Genomic DNA, 20,146 nt, shown 5'->3' on the forward strand with positions numbered 1-20,146 from the left:
CGGCCGCTGGCCGGCTCCCTGGTGTCTCTGCGGTTGCCGGCCAGCGGCCGGCACTACCGGATCAGCAGACCGTCAGGCCGCCAGCGCGACCTTGCGCAGGCGGTCCAGCACGAAATCGGCCAGCTCGTGCGGCGAGTACTTGGCGACGAAGGCATTGGCGCCCACGCGCTCGACCATCGCATTGTTGAATACGCCCGACAGCGAGGTGTGCAGCAGCACGTACAGGCCGGCCAGGCCCGGGTGCCGCCGGATTTCCGTCGTCAGCGTGTAGCCATCCATGGCCGGCATCTCGATGTCCGAGATCACCATCGCGTAGCGTTCGGCCGGGTTCTCGCCCGAGGCGTGGATCTGCAGCAGGTGGTCCAGCGCCTGCTTGCCGTCGGACAGCAGGGTCGCCCCCACGCCCAGCTGGTCAAGCACGCTGCGGATCTGCTGGCGGGCCACGCGCGAGTCGTCCACCACCAGCACCTGCAGCTGCGGGCCATCGGCGGGCATCGCCATCGCCGGGTCGAGCACGGCTTCACCGCGGACCTGGGCAATGTCGGCCAGCACGCTTTCGACGTCGATCACCTGGATCAGCTCGCCCTGGAAGCGGGTCACGGCAGTCAGGTAGCTCGATTCGGCGCCCAGCTCCGGCGGGGGGTGGATGTCTTCCACCGCGATGTTGACGATGCGCTCCACGCCACTGACCAGGAAGCCCTGGATCGAGCGGTTGAATTCAGTGACGACCAGGTAGCCGGGCGAGGTGTCCGCATCGGGCTCACGCTCGGGGTGGCCGATTGCCAGGCCCAGGTCCAGCACCGGCACCGAGCGGCCCCGCACGTCGGCCACGCCGGAGAACTGGCTGGGCAGACCGGGCACCTGGAACAGCTCCGGGCGGCGCAGGACTTCCTGCACCTTGAAGACATTGACGCCAAAAAGCTGACGTCCGCCGAGACGGAACAGCAGCAGCGCCAGGCGGTTGTGGCCGGCCAGTCGGGTCCGCTGGTCGATCCGGTTGAGCAGGTCATGGGGCATGGCTGCTGTATCGGCGCGGTCGGCACCGAACTTGAGCGCTTTCGTAGCGTCGAGCCATGCTCGGCCGACTCTCTTGTAGCGTCGAGCCATGCTCGACTGGCTGTTCGGAGAAGAGCAGTCGAGCATGGCTCGACTCTACAGAAGGCGGCCCCGTCGATCTGGCACATCCCTTGCACGCGGTTGGGCCAGATCCCCTCGACAGGAGGCGCCATGCGCCGGGTCACATTTCTCCATGCCATCGCCCTGGCGCTGGTCTCGCCCTGGGCAGGCGCCGCTGACTGGCAGCCCGTGGCCAGCATCCGCGCTGCGGCGTTGACGACGCTGCCGGCCGGCAGCGAGGGCGAGGCCCAGGTGGCCGATGCGCTGCGCCTGCCGAAGTGTGGCGGTGCGTTGCAGGTGCAGCCCACTGCCAACACCACGGTGGAGGTCAGCTGTCCCGATGCAGGCGGTTGGCGCCTGTTCGTGCCGGTGAAAGTGCGGCGTAACCAGACCGTGCTGGTACTCAATCGTGGAATCGGCACTGGAGAAACCCTCACCGCCGCCGATATCACCACTGCCCAGCGTGATGCTGCCCGGATTGCCGGTGCGGTGCTGGCCGATCCCAGCGCGGCGATCGGCCGCATCGCCCGCCGTCCGTTGCAGGCCGGGGCCCTGCTGTCGAACAACGACCTGGTGGTCCAGCGTCTCATCAAGCGAGGAGACAATGTGGCCCTGGTGTCGCGTCGCGGCTCGGTCGAGGTGCGCATTGCCGGCCGTGCGATGGGTGACGCGGGCGAGAATGAACGGGTCTCGGTGGAGAACCTGTCCTCGCGGAGGATCGTGCAGGGCACGGTCGATGCCGCAGGTGACGTAATCGTGGCGCGTTGAATTACCGCAGAATATCCCTAAAGATCACGGCCCAGCGGCCGTTATCCCTTGTGAACGGCAACTCCAGGACACCCCATGAGCCAGAAAATCGACGGCAACCTGCAGGTCCCCCAGGCACTGCGCAGCGTGACGACCCCGGCCAGCAAGCCCGGCGTCAGCGGCGATTCGCCGGCGCGCCCGGTCGAGGCCGCCGACAGCCTGCGCCTGACCGGCGAGGCCACCAACCTGCAGGCCATCGAGCGTGAGCTGACCACCGCCCCGGCGATCGACGCCCAGCGCGTGGCCGCCGTGCGCGAGTCGCTGCAGAACGGCACCTACAAGATCAATCCGGACGCGATCGCTTCGCGCATGCTCGATCTGGACCAGCAGCTGCAGGGATGACCGCAGCGATGAGCGAGCCGCTGCAGCGTCTCGCCCAGGCTCTGGACGTTGAGCGCCAGGCCCTGGTCGAGCACGACGTGCACGCCCTGATCCGTGCCACCGGCGCCAAGCTGGAAGCGCTGCGTGCGCTGGAAGGCGCACCGCCGGTCGGCGAGGGCGAACAGCTGCAGGAACTGGCCGAACGCAACCGGGCCAACGGCGTACTGCTGTCGCGCCGCCGCCGTGAGGTCAACTGGGCGCTGCGCCAGCTGGGCCGTACCGAAGACGCCTCGGCCTACGACGCCAAGGGCCAGTCGCACACGGTCACCGCCCGTCGCCGCCTCGCCGTCGCCTGACGCGACGGCGATCGCACCCCCTCCCCGCGGGCTGAAGCCCGCCGCGTGACCGCGTATATTGGGCGCCTGTTCGAACGCCCCGAGTTGCCGTGTCCGCTGCCAACGCCCTGGTTACCGCCCCCCTTCCGCCGCAGCCGGTGCTGCAGGCGCTGCTTGAGCGCCTGCGCGAAGGCCTGCTGCTGTTCACCGAAGACGGGCAGGTGGCCCTGGCCAATCCGGCCGCGCAGAACCTGCTGGCCAACGGCGAAGACGGCGCATTGCCGCCGCCGCAGCGCCTGCGTGAACTGTTGCCGCCGGATGCGCTGGAGCAGGCGCGCCAGCATGGTCACTGGAACGGCAGCCTGCCGTTGGGCGAGGGCGTGGTCATCGCCCACCTGTACCACCACGGCCCGGTCGGTGAAGGGCACTTCCTGGCGTTGTTCCGCCACATCGAAGGGCAGGAAGACTACGAACGCGAGCTGCAGCAGCGCCACGCCGAACTGCGCCAGGCCTACCTGCGCCTCAACGGCACCCAGGAAAAGCTGCTGCAATCGGAAAAGATGGCCTCGATCGGCCAGCTCGCCGCGGGTGTGGCGCACGAGATCAACAACCCGATCGGTTACGTGCACTCCAACCTGGGCAGCCTGCAGGAATACCTGCGCAGCCTGTTCACCGTGATCGAGGCCTACGAGCGCGCCCTGCGTGCGCCGGACCCGAAGGCGTTGATTCCGGAGATCGACGATATCCGTGACCGCCTCGACATCGACTTCATCAGCCGCGACCTGCCGCAGCTGATGGCCGAGTCGCGCGAGGGCATCGAGCGGGTCACCCGCATCGTGCGCGACCTGAAGGACTTCTCGTATTCCGGTCGCGATGAGTCGTGGAAGCTGGTCGACCTGCATGCGGGCCTGGAATCGACCATCAACATCATCTGGAACGAGCTCAAGTACAAGGTCACCCTGGTGCGCGAGTTCGGCCAGCTGCCGCTGGTGGAGTGCCTGCCGTCGGAACTGAACCAGGTCTACATGAACCTGCTGCTCAACGCCGGCCACGCCATCGCCGAGCGCGGCACCATCACCGTGCGCACCGGCGTTGATGGCGATCACGTGTGGGTGGAGTTCGAAGACACCGGCGGCGGCATCTCGCCGGAACTGCGCCAGCGCATCTTCGATCCGTTCTTCACCACCAAGCCGGTGGGCAGCGGTACCGGGCTGGGCCTGTCGATCTCATACAGCATCATCAACAAGCACCACGGCCGCATCGACCTGGACAGCACCCCGGGCGTCGGCTCGCGCTTCCGCGTGGTGCTGCCCGTGAAGCAGCCGCGCTGACGGCTTAGGGTAGTGCCGGCCGCTGGCCGGCAACCCCATGCAAGCAGGTACCGCGAGGTAGCCGGCCAGCGGCCGACTCTACAACGCCGGTTACCGCTGCGGGCGATCCTCGCCACCTTCGCCGGTTTCAACCGGCGCCGGCCCGGCGTTGCTGCGGCGCTGTTCCTCGTAGGTGCGGAACGCCTGGTGGATGTGCTTGCGCAACTCGTCGTCGTTCCACGGCTTGGTCAGGAAGCGATAGATCGCGCCACGGTTGATCGCGTCGGTCACCGTGTTCAGATCGGTGTAGCCGGACAACACCAGCCGGATCGTATCCGGATACAGCATTTTCACTCGGCCGAGGAATTCGGTACCGCTCATGTCGCTCATGCGCTGGTCGGACAGGATTACCTGCACGTCGTTGATCGCCAGCAGGTCGAACGCATCGCGCACGTTGCCGGCGGCCAGGATGCGGTAGCCATCGCGGCGGAACAGGCGTACCAGTGAGCGCAGCACGTTCTCTTCGTCGTCCAGCAGCAACAGGGTGCGGTCGGGGCGGGTCTCGGCGAACGCTTCCGGGCGCAGGTAGCGGCGGCGCAGGGTCATGCCGGCGGCATCGGCCGACATCGGTTCGCCGAACAGGTAGCCCTGGAACACGTCGCAGTCGTTGCGGCGCAGGAAGCCCAGCTGCGCCTGCGACTCGACGCCATTGGCGATCACGGTCATGCCCAGCTGGTGGCCCATGGCGATGATCGCGCGGGCAATGGCCGCCTCGCGGTTGCCGGCCGGCGCGCTCTTGATGAAGCTGCGGTCGATCTTCAGCTTGTCCACCGGGTAGCGCACCAGCGCGCTCAGGCTGGAATCACCGGTACCGAAGTTGTCCAGGCTCAGGCTGATGCCTTCATTGCGCAGGTTGGCCAGCGTCTCGTGCACGAAATTGACGTTGTTGGTCAGCGCGCTTTCGTTGATCTCCAGCGTCAGCATGTGTGCCGGAACACCGGCGGCCTGCATCAGCGACATCACCTCGGCGAAGAAATTCGGCCGCAGCAGCTGCAGGGTGGAGACGTTCACCGCGATGGTGAAGTCATCGAAGCCCTGGTCGCGCCACATGCGTGCTTGCTTCAACGCGCCTTCCAGCACCCACGTGCCGATCTGCACGATGATCCCCAGCCGCTCGGCGGTACGCATGAAGCGCTCGGGTACCAGCATGCCCAGCGTTGGCGACTGCCAGCGCAGAAGTGCCTCCATGCCCACCACGTGGCCGTCGCGGGCGCTGACCAGCGGCTGGTAGCGCAGCTTCAGCTCGCCGTTGGGAATCGCATCGACGATCTGCCGCGCGATGATGCTCTCGCTGTGCGCGCTGGGCGGAGTATCCACCGCGTGGATGCGCACCGCGTTGCCGCCTTCGCGCGCGGCCTGGTACAGCGCGTCTTCGGCGTGGTCAAGCAGGCGCGAGGTGCTGCTGGCATGTTCCGGGCACAGGCTGACGCCCAGCTTGCCGGTCATGAACAGCGTGTACGGCAGCACCGACAGCGGCAGCTCCATCTGCTGCCGGATCTCCTCGGCGAAGTCTTCCGGCAGCGGCACGTCGGCGGTGCGCGGTACCGCGATCAGGAATTCGTCGCTGCCGTGGCGCCACAACTTGCCACGCCCGCGCAGGTAGGACTGCAGGCGCTGCGCCACCAGCACCAGGGCCTGGTCGCCCACTTCCGCGCTCATGTTCTCGTTCACCGAGGCGAAGTGGTCGATGTCCACATGCATCAGCATCAGCGCAGTACCGCCCGAAGCCGCGTCGGCGACCATCGCCAGCAGCTCGGGATTGCCGGCGCCAAGGCGGTCGGGTGCATCGTCGATGCTGACCGGGGGCAGGTTGGGATTCCACATAGGCTCAGTATTCCGGTGACTCGACGGTGGCCATGCCGGCCGCCTGGTAGGGGAGGTGGACGTCGACGAGGGTGCCTTCGCCATGCGCGGACTCGATCCGTACATGGCCACCGACACTCTGCGCGCGCTCGCGCATCACGATCAGGCCAAGCCCGCGCGGTCCATCCGGGTCGAAACCTTCGCCATCATCGCGGATCTGCAGGTGCAGCCCGCGTTGCCCGACGTCACGCAGCTGCAGCTGCACCTGGCTGGCGCGCGCATGGCGCAGCACGTTGGTCAGGCTCTCCTGCGCGATGCGGAAGCAGGCCTGTTCGATGCTGTTGTCCGGGCGATGCGGCAGCGCCTCGATCTCGGCCAGCAGTTCCACCGGCGAGGACCGGAACAGCACGCGTGCCTGCCAGCTCAGCGCGGCCTCCAGCCCCAGTGCGTCCAGCTGCGGCGGGCGCAGCAGGGTGGAGATATCGCGCAGCTTGGCCACGGTGGTGTCGGCCAGGCTGACGATCTGCGCCAGGTCCTCGGCGCGGCGCTGCGGGTCATCCTCGTCCTGCGCCGCATAGGCCGACAGCTTGATCGCGGTGATCGCCTGGCCGATGTCGTCGTGCAGGTCGCGCGAGATCGCGCGGCGCTCGTCTTCCTGCAGCGAGAACAGGCGGCCGGCCATCGCCTGCAGCTCGCGGTTGCTGGTTTCCAGTGCGCTGCGGGTGCGCTCGGAATCGCTGAGGTCGCGCACGATCAACAGCTTGCAGTCGCGGCCGCCATAGCGCACTTCGCCCACCGCCAGCCCGGCATGGAAGCTGCGGCCGTCGGCGCGCTGCATCGCCACCACGCTGCTGTGCCCGGGGCCCAGGTGCGGCTGCCCGGCGCGCAGCTGGCTGCGCACCCGCGCCAGGTCACCTGCAGCGACCAGCGCTGACAGCGGCTCGCCCAGCAGGGTGTGGCTGCCATAGCCGAACAGGCTGGCGGCCCACGCATTGGCGTACAGCACGTGCTCGTCGGAGAGAATCACCACGCCATCGGGCAACACCCGCACCAGTTCGCGGAACTGCTCCTCGCGCTCGCGCAGCAGGCGCCGCGATTGCTCGCGCTCGGTCACGTCCTGCAGGGTGCCCAGCACGCGGCTGCGACCGGACTCATCAATGCCACTGGCCGCGCGCAGGTGCACCATCAATGCACGGCCGTCCATCGACAGCAGTGGCAGCAGCACGTCCACCTGCACCGGGTCGCCGGAGCACAGCTCGGACAGCAGCTGCTCGGTCTGGGTGGCGGTGGCCGGATCGGCCGGGACCAGCAGTTCGTCGAAGCGGTGCCAACGGCGCGCCTCGGGCGGGCGGCGGCCCAGCAGGCGATAGACCTGGTTGGAGTAGCGGCCCAGGGCGGTGGAGGGATCCAGTTCCCATGCACCGATGCGGGCCAGCTCGTGCGCTTCTTCCACCCGCGCCAGCGCCTGGTCACGGCGCAGCTGCGCCAGGTCCTCGGCGGTGCGGTCGATGGCGATCAGCAGGCGGGCGTTGTGGCCGTCGTAGCTGATCGCATTGGAACGCAGTTCCATCTGCCGCAGGCTGCCGTCACGCAACTGCAGCTGCGTGCGCAGGATGCACAATTCCTCCGGCGCCTCGCGGATCGCTTCCAGCTTGGTCTGCAGGGCCTGATCCTGGCCCGGCGGCCACAGAGCATCGATGGTCTGCTCCAGCAGCGCGTCGCGTTCCCAGCCGAAGGTCGCGCAGGCGGCGGGGTTGGCATCGAGGATGGCCAGCGTATCCAGGTCGTAGACCAGGATCGGGCCGGGATTGCCCTCGAACATCTGCCGCAGGCGCAGTTCCGACGCCTGCTGCCGGGCATGGGTCTGCAGCACGTGCTCGGCCAGCGGGCGCAACAGCAGGTACAGCAGCCCGGCGCTGGCCAGGGCGAAGAATGCACCCTTCAGGCCCTGCCACAGCGCGGCCTGCTGCGGGTCGGGCACCAGTGCCTGCACCGCGCCATCGGTCGCGATCATCCAGGCCAGCGCCATCACCAGGTAGCTCAGCACCACCCGCCGCCGGTCGCGGCTCAGCGCCTGCGCCATCCGCGGGTCGGAAACAGGGGCCTTGCCGGTAGGGTCTGCGGGCATGGATGGGAGGGATGAAAGGGGCGCCGGCCATCTTACCGCGCGGGTGTGCCCTGACCACTCAATTATCCGCCGCAGGCGCCGTTAACCACTGCGTGCCCCGCTGACGGGCGTGTCATCCGGAGCAAGATCGCGTGGACCAAGGGATCATCGCCAGCCTGCTGCAGCATCCGCTTGCGTCGGCGCTGGTCATCGTCGACCGTACGGGACGCCCGTTGGCGGCCAATCCGGCTGCGCGCGAGCATGGCCTGCCGGCCACTGTGGCCGCCTATGCGCCGATGCTGGAGGATCTGCGCCTGATGGCCGCCGATGGCGGCATCGTGGCCTGTACGCTGCCCGGCGGCCCGCGTGGTCACTACGACGGTCACCTGCGCGCCGTGCACGATGGCGCCGGCAACCTGCTGGCGTTCACGCTGAGCGTTCCCGAGCCAACGCCGATCGATGGCGGCGGGCGCTGGGAGCTGGCGCTGGACAGTGCCGGCCACAGCCTGTGGGATTGGGATATTCCCAGTGACCGCGTGGCGCGGACCCCGGCGCTCGGCGATGAGACCGCCACCGAGATGCTGTCACGCGTCCACAGCGAGGACATCGGCCAGGTGCGTGCGGCACTGGACCAGCATCTGCGCGGGCAGAGCGAGCAGTACAGCGCGCAGTTCCGCTTCCGCCAGGCCGATGGCCAGTGGCGCTGGGTCCTGGACCGGGGGCGCGTGGTTGCACGTACGGCCGATGGCCAGCCGCTGCGCATGGTCGGCACGCATACCGATATCGAGCAGCAGAAGCAGCTGGAATCGCTGCTGCAGGAACAGCAGCTGCACCTGAGCGAGGCGCAGCGCATCGCCAGCATGGGCAGCTGGTCGTTTGATCCGACCACCGGTCATTTCTGGTGGTCGCCGGAACTGCGCTCGCTGCTGGCGCTGGAGCAGGGCGCCGTGCCCGGCCAGCGGCACTGGCTCAAGCAGTTGCACCCCCGCTCGCGCGGCGCCCTGCGCGCGGCCTGGCGGCGGTTGTGGCGCGATGGTCGCGCCGCAAACCTGGAGCTGGAGCTGACCCGCGGCAACGAGCCCTCGCAGCACCTGCGGCTGTGGATGCAGCCGCTGATGGACATGGAGGGGCAGCCCAAGCGACTGCTCGGCCAGGTCCAGAACATCACCGAACAGCACCAGACCGATGCACTGATCCGTTGGCGCACCGAACTGCTGAACCGCGTTTCCGCTTTGGGTCGCATCGGCGGCTGCGAGATCGAGGTGCAGACCCGGCACATGCAGTGGACCGAGGAGTGCTATCGCATCCACGGCCTGCGCAAGGAGCCGATCACCCTCGACCAGGCACTGGCGCTGTATACCGAAGATTCCCGTAACGCCTTCGAAGCGGCGTTGGTGCGGATCGCCAATGGTGGGCTGCCCGAGCAGCTGGACCTGTGCTTCTACCGGCAGTCCGGCCTTCGGGTATGGGTGCAGGTACTGGTCGAGCTGGACCGGCGGGACGGCCTGCCGCCGCGCTTCGTGGTGCTGTTCCGTGACATCACCCGCGAGCGCGAAGCCAACGAGCGCATCGAGCTGCTGGCGCATTACGACCTGCTCACCGGCCTGCCGAACCGCGTGCTGCTCGGCGAACAGACCGCCGAAGCCATCGAGGAAGCGCGTGACCGCGGCACCTCGCTGGCCATGCTGTTCATCGATCTGGACGGCTTCAAGACCATCAACGACAGCTTCGGCCACGCCACCGGCGATGCGCTGCTGAAGGCGGCCGCAACCCGGCTGCACCAGAACCTGCGCAACAACGATCTGTTCGGGCGTTTCAGCGGCGATGAATTCATCGTCGTACTGCGCGACCTGGCCGAGCCGGAAGACGCCGGCCACGTGGCACGCAAGCTGATCGCCTCGCTGGCCGAGCCGCTGCGCCGGGGCGAGACCACGTTGAAGGTGGGTGCCAGCGTCGGCATTGCGATGCTGGGTGATGCACAGACCGACTTCGATTCGCTGCTGCGCGCGGCCGACGCCGCGATGTACGCGGCCAAGGAAGCCGGGCGCAACACCTACCAGTACTACAGCCAGGACGCACTGGCCCGCATCCAGCGCAAGCTTGAGCTTGAGCATGCGCTGCACGGCGCCATCGAACGCGAAGAGTTCAGCCTGGCCTATCAGCCGCTGCTGCACGCGCACCAGGGCGAGCCGCCGGCGATCGAGGCGTTGCTGCGCTGGCATCGTCCGGGCATCGGCTATTGCAGCCCGGCCGAGTTCATTCCCATTGCCGAAAAGTGCGGCGAGATCGTGCGCATCGGCGACTGGGTGCTGAACGAGGCCTGCCGGCAGGCGACAGCCTGGGACCACGCTGGCCTGCGTTTCGATCGCATCGCAGTCAATGTATCGGCGGTCCAGCTGCGTGACCGTGGTTTCGCCGAGCGTGTGATCGAGATCTGCCACGCGCACGGCTGGCCGCCACAACGGCTTGAGCTGGAACTGACCGAGTCGGCGCTGATCCGTGACACCGACATCCTGCGTCACTGCTTCGACGTGCTGGAACGGCACGGCGTGCCGCTGGCGGTGGACGACTTCGGCACCGGCTTCTCCAACCTGAACTACCTCAACCGTTTCCCGGTGGGGCGCCTGAAGATCGACCGCAGCTTCGTGCAGGGGATGCTGCATGACTCGGGCACGGCCGAAGTGACCCAGGCCATCGTGCATCTGGGCCACGCGCTGGGCATGAAGGTGGTGGCCGAAGGCGTGGAAACGCACCAGGAAGAAGACATGCTGCGCCGCCAGGGCTGCGATGAGATCCAGGGCTACCTGTACTCACGCCCGCTCAGCCCGCGTGACCTGGCGCAGTGGCTGCGCCAGCAGCACCCGTCACCCATGCGCACCGACGCCAGCGGCGAAGTGGTGTTGGTGCGCTGACAGCATCTGGACCGGCTCTGGTGGGTGCCGACCGTTGGTCGGCACTGATGCCGGCACCTTGAGATCATCCACGCGTGGCGTGGATCTACCTCGGGAACTCCGCTTTCAACTGCGCGCGTTGAGTACGATGCGTCCACGCATCACCGGCAAGTAGCGCAGGCCGAAGCTCGGCGCAAAGCTCTCGCGGAATGCCATGCTGCCGTCGGGCAGCGCATGGAAGGCCAAATGCAGCCATTTGTCCTGCGGCAGGTCGCGTTCCAGGCTGCTCAGCGAGAGCTGGGCCGCATGGCCGGTGACGCCGCGATGCGTTCGTTGAACAGGGTGATGCCCCAACTGAAATAGCCGGCCGCCCAAGCCAACAGAAGAACGGTCTCGATCAACAGTACTGCGATCAGGGCGATGGCCATCAGTCTTCCATGAGCGGGACCGGACAATCATGCCATGGGCAGCGATGGTTGGCCGCGCGGAGGGTTTACGTCCTTGCAGTAGGTCAGGTGCTTCTCGGGATCGACAGGGTCAATCTTCTTCGGCGAGCTCACTTAGGTTCAAGATCTGCGGATTGACGCTGCAAGCAACGATGCTTCTGATCAGCCCCGGGCGGCCACGAAGCGAGTAGGCGCGTATCGCATGGATGGGGCTGAATTCTTCCGCGGGATAGGTCGAGTGCCCCACGATCACGGGTCTGTTGAAGTGAATATCCATGCGGTCATCAAGTGGCAGGGTCCACCTCCCGCCGTGTACAAGCCTGACGGTCTCCCCTAGATATCTGGCGAGCACGACCCTCAGAGAGTCGCGCTCATCCTCAGAAAGCGTGGCTGCCATTAGGTCATACAGGCGTTCCAGCTTGTCGAGGCTTTCGGGGCTGCTATCGAGTTCAATGCCATGCATTCGAGCCTGCGTCAAAAGCCATTCCATCTGGCCGTCCATCAGCATAAGGAAGTGTTCAAAAGCCTCGCGGGCTTCTTCCAGATTGAACGCCATGCGGATGCCGGAGAAACAGGGGGGGGTGGGCAGTGTGTCCTGTTCCCTCTTTCCAGGCCATGCAACAAATCCTAAAAGGCGGTAGGCAAGCTCGGGGGTTCAGATGTCGTGGTGGCCCATCCACGCATGGCGTGGATCTACAGGGAATGCCCATCCAGGCCCAGGTCCCACGCCAGGCCCAGCAGTTCGTTGTCCGCACGGGACGGCGCAGGGCGCGCATCGGCCAGCTGCTGCAGTTCGCGGATCTCTTCGCGGGCGACGTCCTCCAGCTGTTGCAGCTGCTCACGCACGCTCGCGTTGCGCGGGCGCTCGGTGTCGGTGAGGGAGGGCAGGGCACGGATCAGGGTCATGGTGCGCGTACAGGATGCATCCAACGGCGGGTCACAGGCAAAGGCCCCGGACGAACCGGGGCCTTGCGGGCTGCCGGTGACGGCAGCGGACATCAGGATCAGAACAGCTCGACGGTACCGGCGCCCATGCTCTGCTGGGCAACCGGCTTGTGCGGCGGGCGTTCCCATTCGCTGCGCAGTTCGCGCAGGCGGCTGCCGGTGCGCTGCAGGGCGGTGGCGATCTCTTCGTCGAACACGCCGCCATTGCGGTGCAGCAGCTCCTGCAGGGCCACCGCTTCGCGGTTGATCGCGGTCAGGCGGTCCAGGTGGGTGTGCACGCCGCCCAGCGCCTGGGTGGCGATGTCTTCGAACTGCAGGGCGCGCACGGCCTCGGCCACGCTGCCATCGATCGAACGGGCGCAATCGGAGACTTCGCGCATGCCGTCGCCCAGCGACGCATTGATCTGTGCGACGTTGTCGAGCATCGCCGCCGCTTCCTGGCGCGCTTCGCGGGAGCGGTCCATATCGCGCGAGGCCATGTGCGAGACCGTCTCGCGCACCTTGGCGATGGCGTCCTTGGAGCTGTGCGCCAGCTTGCGGATCTGCTCGTTGAACGTGGTCGAGCGCTCGGACAGGTTGCGCACTTCGTCGGCCACCACGGCGAAGCCACGACCGGCTTCACCGGCACGCGCGGCTTCAATGGCAGCGTTCAGGGCCAGCAGGTTGGTCTGGTCGGCAATCGACTTGACGTCTTCCAGCAGCGCGAAGATGCCATCCAGGTGCTGCGCCATCTGGTCGATGTGCTGCACGGTGGTGCTGCTCTGGCCGCTGACCTGCTCCAGCGCTTCCACCAGCTGCTCCATGCGATGGCTGGCGTGCTGGGCAAATCGGGCAACGTCGAGGCCGGCGCTGCCTTCATCACCGGCGCGGTCAACGATGCGCGACAGGGCCTGGCTCTGCTGGCGCGACTTGCGGTTCATCGCATCGAAGCTGCCGCCCAGGCTGGAAACGGCCTGGCGGATCAGGTCACGGGCACGTTCCACTTCGCCGCGCGAACCGTCGATCTCGTTGCCGACGAAGTTGCGCAGTTCGGTCAGCAGCTGGTCCTGCTCACGCAGCACACGGGCATGTTCCGGGGAACGGTGCGCCTGGGCGCGGGTGGTCCACCACGCAAAGCCGAGCCAGCTCAGCGTCATCGTGGTCAGGATCGCCCAGCGCAGGGCGGCCGGCCATTCGAAACCGATGGCGAAGGGGAGCAGCAGGGTCAGAGCCAGGGGGGCGGCCAGACGGATGAAAATGCGTGAGTACATGGACGTTCTCGGGAGGTGCACGGAGGATGTATCGGCCGTACCCCCTTTCTCTTTAACGTCGATGTGCCTTGAAGTGCATTCTGAATGCGCCGGTTTTCCGGCGCCTGGCGCGTCGTTGCGCGGCGCGCTCGCCGGGCGATGCCCGGCGATTGTGGGTGAAGATCAGGCCAGCTGACGGTCCACGGCCTCGATCATCGCCTTGCGGCTGAACAGGAAGTCCCAGTAGCTGCCGCCCAGCTGCCGCCACAGCACCGCCGAGCGCACCGCGGCCAGCAGCAGGGCGCGGATCTCGGCAACCACGCCGGCCTGGCCCAGGTAATGCGGGTTGCCCTGCACCATCACCCGCGGTTTCAGGTGGCTGATGGTGTCGGCATACAGGCCGCCCAGGTTGGCCAGCACGTCCGGGTGGCCGCTGTCGCCCAGTTCGGTGGCCTGGCGCTGGGCGCGCTCGATGCCCGAGGCGACCTTGTTCACGGTCGCTCCGTCCTGCACGAAGCGTCGCTCCAGCTGCAGCACCGACAGCGCCAGCTTGGGCAGGATCGGGTCCTGGCCCTGGCTGCGGAAGTAGTTGTGCAGCAGGCGCAGGCCCGCCTTCAGCGCGTCGCGGTCACCGAACACCTCCTGTGGCGAGGACGCATCGACGCGGAACACGCTGTCCACGGCGGTGCGCACGGCGGCGGCGTCGGAATGGCCGGTATCGGCGATGCGGCGTACCTGCTGCAGGGCCTGGGCAATGCCGGCCAAGGCCAGGACGCGGTCGTCGACGGTGAAACTCATGCAGCGATTACCTCAAAAGGAGAAGGGGTGGTGCGCAGGCGCTGTTCCAGCGGCGCATCGGTGGCGGCGATCACTGCGCCACCCAGGCACACGTCACCGTCATACAGCACCAGCGACTGGCCGGGGGTGACGGCGCGTTGCGGGCGGGCGAAGCTGACCAGCACGCTGCCATCGTCCAGCACCTCGACCGTACACGGCTCGTCGGGCTGGCGGTAGCGGGTCTGTGCGGTGCATTCGAAGCGCCGCGCCGGCGGCGCACCGGCAATCCAGTGCGCGGTCTCCGAGCGCAGGCGGTCAGACAGCATCCAGGGGCTTTCGCGGTTCTGGTCCACATACAGCACGTTGCTGGCCACGTCCTTGCCGACCACGTACCACGGTGCAGCCGGACGGCCACGCACGCCGCCGATGTTCAGGCCTTCGCGCTGGCCCAGGGTGAAATAGAACACGCCCGGATGCTCGGCGATCACGCTGCCGTCGGCCGGGTCGAGGATCTGGCCCGGCTTGGCCGGCAGGTAACGGCCAAGGAACTCGCGGAAGTCGCGCTCGCCGATGAAGCAGATGCCGGTGGAGTCCTTCTTGGCGTGGGTCGGCAGGCCGACGTCGCGCGCGATCCGGCGCAGGTCGCTCTTTTCAAGATCGCCGATCGGGAACAGCGTGGCCGCCAGCTGCTGCTGGCCGAGCTGGTGCAGGAAGTAGCTCTGGTCCTTGGAGCGGTCGGCGCCACGCAGCAAGAGCCACTGGCCGCCGCGCTGGGTCACCCGCGCGTAGTGGCCGGTGGCGATGCGCTCGGCGCCCAGTTCGCGGGCCGCGTCCAGGAAGTGCTTGAACTTCACTTCGCGGTTGCACAGCACGTCCGGGTTCGGTGTGCGGCCGGCGGCGTACTCGGCCAGGAAGTGCTCGAACACGCCCTGCCAGTACTCGCTGGAGAAATCGCGGAAGTGGAACGGGATGCCGAGCAGGCCGCAGACCGCCACCGCATCGCGGCGGTCATCCTCGGCGCGGCAGTCGCCGCTGCCGTCGTCGGCCCAGTTCTGCATGAACAGGCCGGCTACGGCTTCGCCCTGTTGTACCAGGCGCCAGGCGGCGACCGAGGAATCGACGCCACCGGAGACGCCCACCATCACCCGCGGAGTGCTCATGCGACCTCCCTGACCAGCGAAAGGGGATGGCGCTGGCCACCCAGGAAATCAGCCACCACCTGCCAGACCAGCGGGCTGCGCAGGCGTTCGCCAGCGGACTGCAGCTCGGCCGGGGCCAGCCACAGCGCGCGGTCGATGCCGGTGTCCAGCGGCTGCGCCGGGTCATGCGAGAGCGGGCGTGCCGCATAGCAGAAGCGCAGGAAGGCGGTGCCGTCGCCGGCGGTCCACTGGTAGCAGCCGATGAAATGGGTCAGCTGTACCGTCCAGCCGGTTTCCTCGCGGGTCTCGCGCAGGGCTGCCTCGGCCAGGCTTTCGCCCGGCTCGAGGTGGCCGGCGGGCTGGTTCAGCACCTGCCGGCCCTCGATGGTCTCTTCGACCAGCAGCACGCGGCCGCCGTCGACAACGACGGTGGCGACGGTGGCGTGCGGTGCCCAGCGCGGGTCCGGCGTGGTGTTCACCTCAGAATTCGTCCTTCTTGGTCAGTTCCAGCTCCATCGCGTCGGCGGTGCGGATGGCCGCATCGATGGCGTCGCTGAGCTGGTCGGCGCTGGCATCGGCGTCGATCTTCACCACGAACATGGCGGTGGTGTCCTGCTTCACCCAACCGCCCATCTTGGCATCCTGCGAATCCTCCAGCAGGCGGTTGGCCACGGCCACCGGGAACTGCTTGGTCTTGGCGCTGTAGGCCGGCGACCAGATCTCGCGGATGTTGTGGGTACCGAAATCTTCCACCGACGAACGCACATAGACCATCTGCGTGCGGTCACCCTCGACGTCGAAGACCATGCGGTAATCGCCGTCCTCGTCCACCTCATAGGTGTAACCCAGCTTGTCCAGGTGGCGGGCCACGGCCTTGTCGGCCTCGGTCGCGGCGGCGGCAGGGCCGGCGGCGGCCAGGCCGATCAGCAGGGCAGGCAGAAGGGTCCTTTTCATGAAGATCCTGTGAAACAGATTTGAAAGAAGCTGCAATTGTGACGGTGGGCGTCCGTGCCGTCCAATCTGCGGCAGGCCGACGCAGGCCGGGCGCAACCTCTATAATGGGTGGATGCCCCATGAGTCTTCCCCCGATTCCCATCACGAGCACGGCGTTGCCGTGGAGCCCGCGCGCCCGGAAGTGGCGCCGCCGCCGTTCTACCAGGTGATGCTGCTCAACGACGACTACACCCCGATGGATTTCGTGGTGGACGTGCTGCAGCAGTTCTTCAGCATGGACCTGGACAAGGCCACGCAGGTGATGCTGCACGTGCATACGCGTGGCCGTGGTGTATGCGGGGTGTTCACCCGCGAAGTAGCCGAGACCAAGGTCGCCCAGGTCAACGAGTACTCGCGGATGAACCAGCATCCGTTGCTGTGCACTATGGAAAAGGCCTGACCGGCGTTTTGTAGCGTCGAGCCATGCTCGACTGCCTTTCGTCCGGGCGTATCGCATCCGGTCCCAGTGTGCCCACCAAGGTGGGCACCTACCAAGGCACGGGCCTGTATCGATCCCGGAGGGTGTGTGCCCACCAAGGTGGGCACCTGGCAGGGCACAGGCCTGTATCGATCCCGGACGGGGTGTGCCCACCAGGGTGGGCACCTGCCAGGTGCGGATCACCCCTCCGCCAGTGCCTCCAGCGCCATCCGCGCCACTGCCTCGTCCACGTCCGCGGGGTCGCCGTCATCGCGGAACCACACTGCCGACAGCCCCATGCTGCCCGCGATCCAGCGCAGCAGGCGGCCGCGCTCCAGGCCGGCCAGCGTGCTCACCTGTTCCAGCCGGGCGGCAAACCGCTCCGGACGCGTGGCCACATGGATGCCCGGGCCGCACAGATCCGGGTTGCTGAACAGCGTCGTGTAATCAAAGGCCCGGTCGCCCAGCACCCGCTTCGGGTCGATCGCCAGCCAGCCGCGCGGGCCGAAATCCATCACGTTGTCGTGGTGGAGGTCGCCGTGCAGGGGCCGGATCTCCCGTTCGTCCTGGAGCAGCCCCTCCGCCAGTGATCTGCACTGTTCCAGCAGTGGCGGCAACACAGCCCTTGGCTGCAGCAGGTCGGCGAACCATGTACGCAGGCAGACCAGTTCCGCTGGCGGCGCGCTCCGTGGCCGGTGCAACCGTTGCAGGACCTGGCACAGGAGCGTGGTGCAGGCGTCATCGTCGCCGTCGATCGAGCGTTGCCGCAGCGAGTCGCCGCGGGCGCGCTCGATCAGGATCGCCGGCCCCTCGTGGGCCAGCAGGCGGGCGGCGCCGTCACCGTCCCACCAGCGCAGCAGGCGATGGCTGTTCTGCTCCTCGGTTTCGCTGGCGACCTTCAGCATCGCCGGCTCGCCGGCGGCGGTCAGCACCGGCCAGAGCTGGGCATGGGGCGTCCTGATGGACACGCCATCACGCCGCAATCGCCAGCGGCTCAGGTAGGGTTCGCTCATGCTGGGCGGGCTGTCCTGGAGTGAATGAAGATCAAGCAATCTCTACTGCTAACGCCATCTGAACGCAGCAATCCGCTAGGGTGATGGAAATCGCGTAGTCAGGCCGCATATTGTCCCCATCTGCCGCCGGAGTAATCCATGTTCAGCAAAGACCTCGAACACACCATCGGCCAGTGCTACAAGCGCGCCCGTGAGGCCCGGCATGAGTTCATGACGGTCGAACACCTGCTGTTGGCACTGCTCGACAACCCGTCCGCCCAGGCCGTTCTGAAGGCCTGTGGGGCCGACGCCGAACGCCTGCGCCAGGAGCTGGAGCAGGCCATCGAGGCCTCTGTGTCGCGCCTGGCCGAAGATGACGGCCGCGACACCCAGCCGACCCTGGGCTTCCAGCGCGTGCTGCAGCGGGCCGTGTACCACGTGCAGTCCTCGGGCAAGAAGGAGGTCACCGGCGCCAACGTGCTGGTCGCCATCTTCGGCGAGAAGGACTCCCACGCCGTCTATTACCTCAACCAGCAGGATGTCACGCGGCTGGATGTGGTCAATTACCTGTCCCATGGCATCGCCAAGCTGGGTGAGGAAGGCGAGCAGCCGTCCTCGTCCTCCGAAGGTGAGGGCCGCGTCGAGGGCGGGGAGGGCGAGCCGAAGGGCGATGCCCTGACCGAATTCGCCAGCAACCTCAACGAACAGGCCCGGGCCGGTCGCATCGACCCGCTGGTCGGCCGCGCCGACGAGATCGAGCGCACCATCCAGGTGCTGTGCCGCCGCCGCAAGAACAACCCGCTGTACGTGGGTGAGGCCGGCGTGGGCAAGACCGCGATTGCCGAGGGCCTGGCCCGCCGCATCGTCGAGGGTTCGGTGCCCGACGTGCTGGCCGATGCCGTGATCTACTCGCTCGACCTGGGCGCGCTGGTGGCCGGCACCAAGTACCGGGGCGACTTCGAAAAGCGCCTGAAGAGCGTACTGACCGCGCTGAAGAAAGTGCCCAATGCGGTGCTGTTCATCGACGAGATCCACACCATCATCGGTGCCGGTTCGGCGTCGGGCGGCACCATGGACGCGTCCAACCTGATCAAGCCGGCGCTGGCCTCCGGCGAGCTGCGCTGCATCGGTTCGACCACCTTCCAGGAATACCGTGGCATCTTCGAGAAGGATCGGGCGCTGGCCCGCCGCTTCCAGAAGATCGATATCGTCGAGCCGACCGTCGGCGAGACCTACGAGATCCTGCAGGGGCTGAAGTCCAAGTACGAGCTGCACCACGGCGTGACCTATTCCGACGAGGCATTGCAGGCAGCGGTGGATCTGTCGGTGAAGCACATCGGTGACCGCCTGCTGCCGGACAAGGCCATCGACGTGATCGACGAGGCCGGCGCGCGCCAGCGCCTGCTGCCGGAAGGCCAGCGCAAGGAGCTGATCGACGTCGAGGAAGTGGAGGCGATCGTTGCCAAGATGGCGCGCATCCCGACCAAGCAGGTCAGCGCCACCGACAAGGATGTGCTGCAGCACCTGGAGCGCAACCTGAAGATGGTGATCTTCGGCCAGGACCCGGCCATCGAGACGCTGTCTTCGGCGATCAAGCTGGCCCGCTCGGGCCTGGGCAATCCGGAAAAACCGATCGGCAACTTCCTGTTCGCCGGCCCGACCGGTGTCGGCAAGACCGAGGTGACCAAGCAGCTGGCGCTGCAGCTGGGCATCGAGCTGGTCCGCTTCGACATGTCCGAGTACATGGAGCCGCATTCGATCAGCCGCCTGATCGGTGCGCCCCCGGGCTACGTCGGCTTCGACCAGGGTGGCCTGCTGACCGAAAAGATCGTCAAGACGCCGCACTGCGTGCTGCTGCTGGACGAAATCGAGAAGGCGCACCCGGACATCTTCAACATCCTGCTGCAGGTGATGGACCGCGGCGTGCTGACCGATACCAACGGTCGCGAGGCCAACTTCAAGAACGTGGTGCTGGTGATGACCACCAATGCCGGCGCGGCGCAGGCCTCGCGGCGTTCGATCGGTTTCACCAAGCAGGACCATGCCACCGACGCGATGGAGACCATCCGCCGCGCCTTCACCCCGGAATTCCGCAACCGCCTCGACGCGGTAGTGCAGTTCCAGGCACTGGGCTTCGAGCACATCCTGCGCGTGGTCGACAAGTTCCTGATCGAGCTGGAGATGCTGCTGCAGGACAAGCACGTCAGCCTGTCGGCCACCCCGACCGCGCGCGACTGGCTGGCCCACCACGGCTTCGACCCGCTGATGGGTGCCCGTCCGATGGCCCGCGTGATCCAGGACAAGATCAAGCGTCCGCTGGCCGACGAACTGCTGTTCGGCAAGCTGGTGAACGGTGGCAAGGTCAGCATCGACGTCCGCGACGACGAGCTGGTGGTCGAAACCCAGGCCGAACCGGAGCGTCTGTTGCCGGTGACGGTGGAGTAAGCCGGCGCCGGG

At 67.2% G+C, this 20,146-nt stretch carries 18 protein-coding genes and 1 pseudogene; 7 read left to right on the plus strand and 12 right to left on the minus strand.

Annotated features, from left to right (window positions below; translation table 11 throughout):
• Positions 1 to 72 precede the first annotated feature (72 nt).
• Positions 73 to 1,017, minus strand: a complete 945-nt coding sequence (locus N440_RS07615; protein WP_133934601.1) for a chemotaxis protein — start codon at positions 1,015 to 1,017, stop codon at positions 73 to 75.
• A 210-nt stretch (positions 1,018 to 1,227) separates the two neighbouring features.
• Between N440_RS07615 and flgA the strand changes: the two genes are divergently transcribed.
• The 4 genes from flgA to N440_RS07635 all read left to right on the plus strand — a co-directional run bounded on the left by flgA (position 1,228) and on the right by N440_RS07635 (position 3,910).
• Positions 1,228 to 1,884, plus strand: coding sequence for a flagellar basal body P-ring formation chaperone FlgA (gene flgA, locus N440_RS07620; protein WP_133934602.1), 657 nt, complete (start codon positions 1,228 to 1,230; stop codon positions 1,882 to 1,884).
• A gap of 75 nt (positions 1,885 to 1,959) precedes the next feature.
• A complete protein-coding gene (gene flgM, locus N440_RS07625; protein ID WP_133934603.1) occupies positions 1,960 to 2,265 on the plus strand; it encodes a flagellar biosynthesis anti-sigma factor FlgM in 306 nt (101 codons plus the stop codon).
• Positions 2,262 to 2,600 carry a flagellar protein FlgN gene (locus N440_RS07630; protein ID WP_133934604.1) on the plus strand — a complete coding sequence of 113 codons (339 nt, stop codon included), beginning with the start codon at positions 2,262 to 2,264 and terminating at the stop codon, positions 2,598 to 2,600. The genes flgM and N440_RS07630 overlap by 4 nt, the downstream gene beginning before the upstream one ends.
• A gap of 89 nt (positions 2,601 to 2,689) precedes the next feature.
• A complete protein-coding gene (locus N440_RS07635; protein ID WP_006444180.1) occupies positions 2,690 to 3,910 on the plus strand; it encodes an ATP-binding protein in 1,221 nt (406 codons plus the stop codon).
• Between the two features lie 90 nt (positions 3,911 to 4,000).
• Here N440_RS07635 and N440_RS07640 read toward each other — a convergent pair whose 3' ends face one another.
• Together N440_RS07640 and N440_RS07645 are read right to left on the minus strand one after the other, a co-directional pair.
• Positions 4,001 to 5,773 (minus strand): EAL domain-containing protein, encoded by a 1,773-nt coding sequence (locus N440_RS07640; protein ID WP_133934605.1) that lies wholly within the window; start codon positions 5,771 to 5,773, stop codon positions 4,001 to 4,003.
• 4 nt (positions 5,774 to 5,777) lie between these two features.
• Entirely contained in the window at positions 5,778 to 7,880 is a 2,103-nt protein-coding gene (locus tag N440_RS07645) for a PAS domain-containing sensor histidine kinase (RefSeq protein WP_133934606.1), read from the minus strand.
• 131 nt (positions 7,881 to 8,011) lie between these two features.
• Between N440_RS07645 and N440_RS07650 the strand changes: the two genes are divergently transcribed.
• Positions 8,012 to 10,771: an EAL domain-containing protein gene (locus N440_RS07650; protein WP_133934607.1), complete on the plus strand. Its 2,760-nt coding sequence runs from the start codon at positions 8,012 to 8,014 to the stop codon at positions 10,769 to 10,771.
• A gap of 111 nt (positions 10,772 to 10,882) precedes the next feature.
• Here N440_RS07650 and N440_RS20580 read toward each other — a convergent pair.
• From N440_RS20580 to N440_RS07690, 8 genes and pseudogenes are all read right to left on the minus strand, one after another.
• Positions 10,883 to 11,178 (minus strand): annotated as a pseudogene (locus N440_RS20580) (hypothetical protein); the annotation flags it as partial.
• Between the two features lie 109 nt (positions 11,179 to 11,287).
• Positions 11,288 to 11,752: a hypothetical protein gene (locus N440_RS07660; RefSeq protein WP_133934608.1), complete on the minus strand. Its 465-nt coding sequence runs from the start codon at positions 11,750 to 11,752 to the stop codon at positions 11,288 to 11,290.
• A 137-nt stretch (positions 11,753 to 11,889) separates the two neighbouring features.
• Positions 11,890 to 12,102 (minus strand): hypothetical protein, encoded by a 213-nt coding sequence (locus N440_RS07665; RefSeq protein ID WP_133934609.1) that lies wholly within the window; start codon positions 12,100 to 12,102, stop codon positions 11,890 to 11,892.
• A 98-nt stretch (positions 12,103 to 12,200) separates the two neighbouring features.
• Positions 12,201 to 13,391 (minus strand): methyl-accepting chemotaxis protein, encoded by a 1,191-nt coding sequence (locus N440_RS07670; RefSeq protein ID WP_008268676.1) that lies wholly within the window; start codon positions 13,389 to 13,391, stop codon positions 12,201 to 12,203.
• 162 nt (positions 13,392 to 13,553) lie between these two features.
• Positions 13,554 to 14,168 carry a high frequency lysogenization protein HflD gene (gene hflD, locus N440_RS07675; RefSeq protein ID WP_008267693.1) on the minus strand — a complete coding sequence of 205 codons (615 nt, stop codon included), beginning with the start codon at positions 14,166 to 14,168 and terminating at the stop codon, positions 13,554 to 13,556.
• Positions 14,165 to 15,307 carry a tRNA 2-thiouridine(34) synthase MnmA gene (mnmA, locus tag N440_RS07680; RefSeq protein WP_133934610.1) on the minus strand — a complete coding sequence of 381 codons (1,143 nt, stop codon included), beginning with the start codon at positions 15,305 to 15,307 and terminating at the stop codon, positions 14,165 to 14,167. Before mnmA ends, hflD begins: the two co-directional genes overlap by 4 nt.
• Positions 15,304 to 15,765 carry an NUDIX hydrolase gene (locus N440_RS07685; protein WP_133934611.1) on the minus strand — a complete coding sequence of 154 codons (462 nt, stop codon included), beginning with the start codon at positions 15,763 to 15,765 and terminating at the stop codon, positions 15,304 to 15,306. Before N440_RS07685 ends, mnmA begins: the two co-directional genes overlap by 4 nt.
• A 1-nt stretch (position 15,766) precedes the next feature.
• On the minus strand, positions 15,767 to 16,240 hold the full coding sequence (locus N440_RS07690) for a hypothetical protein (protein WP_133934612.1): 474 nt from the start codon (positions 16,238 to 16,240) through the stop codon (positions 15,767 to 15,769).
• Positions 16,241 to 16,352: 112 nt separating this feature from the next.
• On the opposite strand from N440_RS07690, the gene clpS reads away from it, so the two are divergent.
• Entirely contained in the window at positions 16,353 to 16,679 is a 327-nt protein-coding gene (clpS, locus tag N440_RS07695; protein WP_006444529.1) for an ATP-dependent Clp protease adapter ClpS, read from the plus strand.
• A 218-nt stretch (positions 16,680 to 16,897) separates the two neighbouring features.
• On the opposite strand, the gene N440_RS07700 is transcribed toward clpS, so the two are convergent.
• Positions 16,898 to 17,710, minus strand: a complete 813-nt coding sequence (locus tag N440_RS07700) for an APH(6) family putative aminoglycoside O-phosphotransferase (RefSeq protein ID WP_133934613.1) — start codon at positions 17,708 to 17,710, stop codon at positions 16,898 to 16,900.
• A 138-nt stretch (positions 17,711 to 17,848) separates the two neighbouring features.
• Here N440_RS07700 and clpA point away from each other — a divergent pair, with 138 nt between their 5' ends.
• Entirely contained in the window at positions 17,849 to 20,134 is a 2,286-nt protein-coding gene (gene clpA, locus N440_RS07705) for an ATP-dependent Clp protease ATP-binding subunit ClpA (RefSeq protein WP_133934614.1), read from the plus strand.
• The last annotated feature ends 12 nt before the right edge of the window (positions 20,135 to 20,146 follow it).

The organism is Stenotrophomonas sp. CC22-02 (assembly GCF_004365115.1).
Taxonomy (GTDB): Bacteria; Pseudomonadota; Gammaproteobacteria; order Xanthomonadales; family Xanthomonadaceae; genus Stenotrophomonas; species Stenotrophomonas forensis.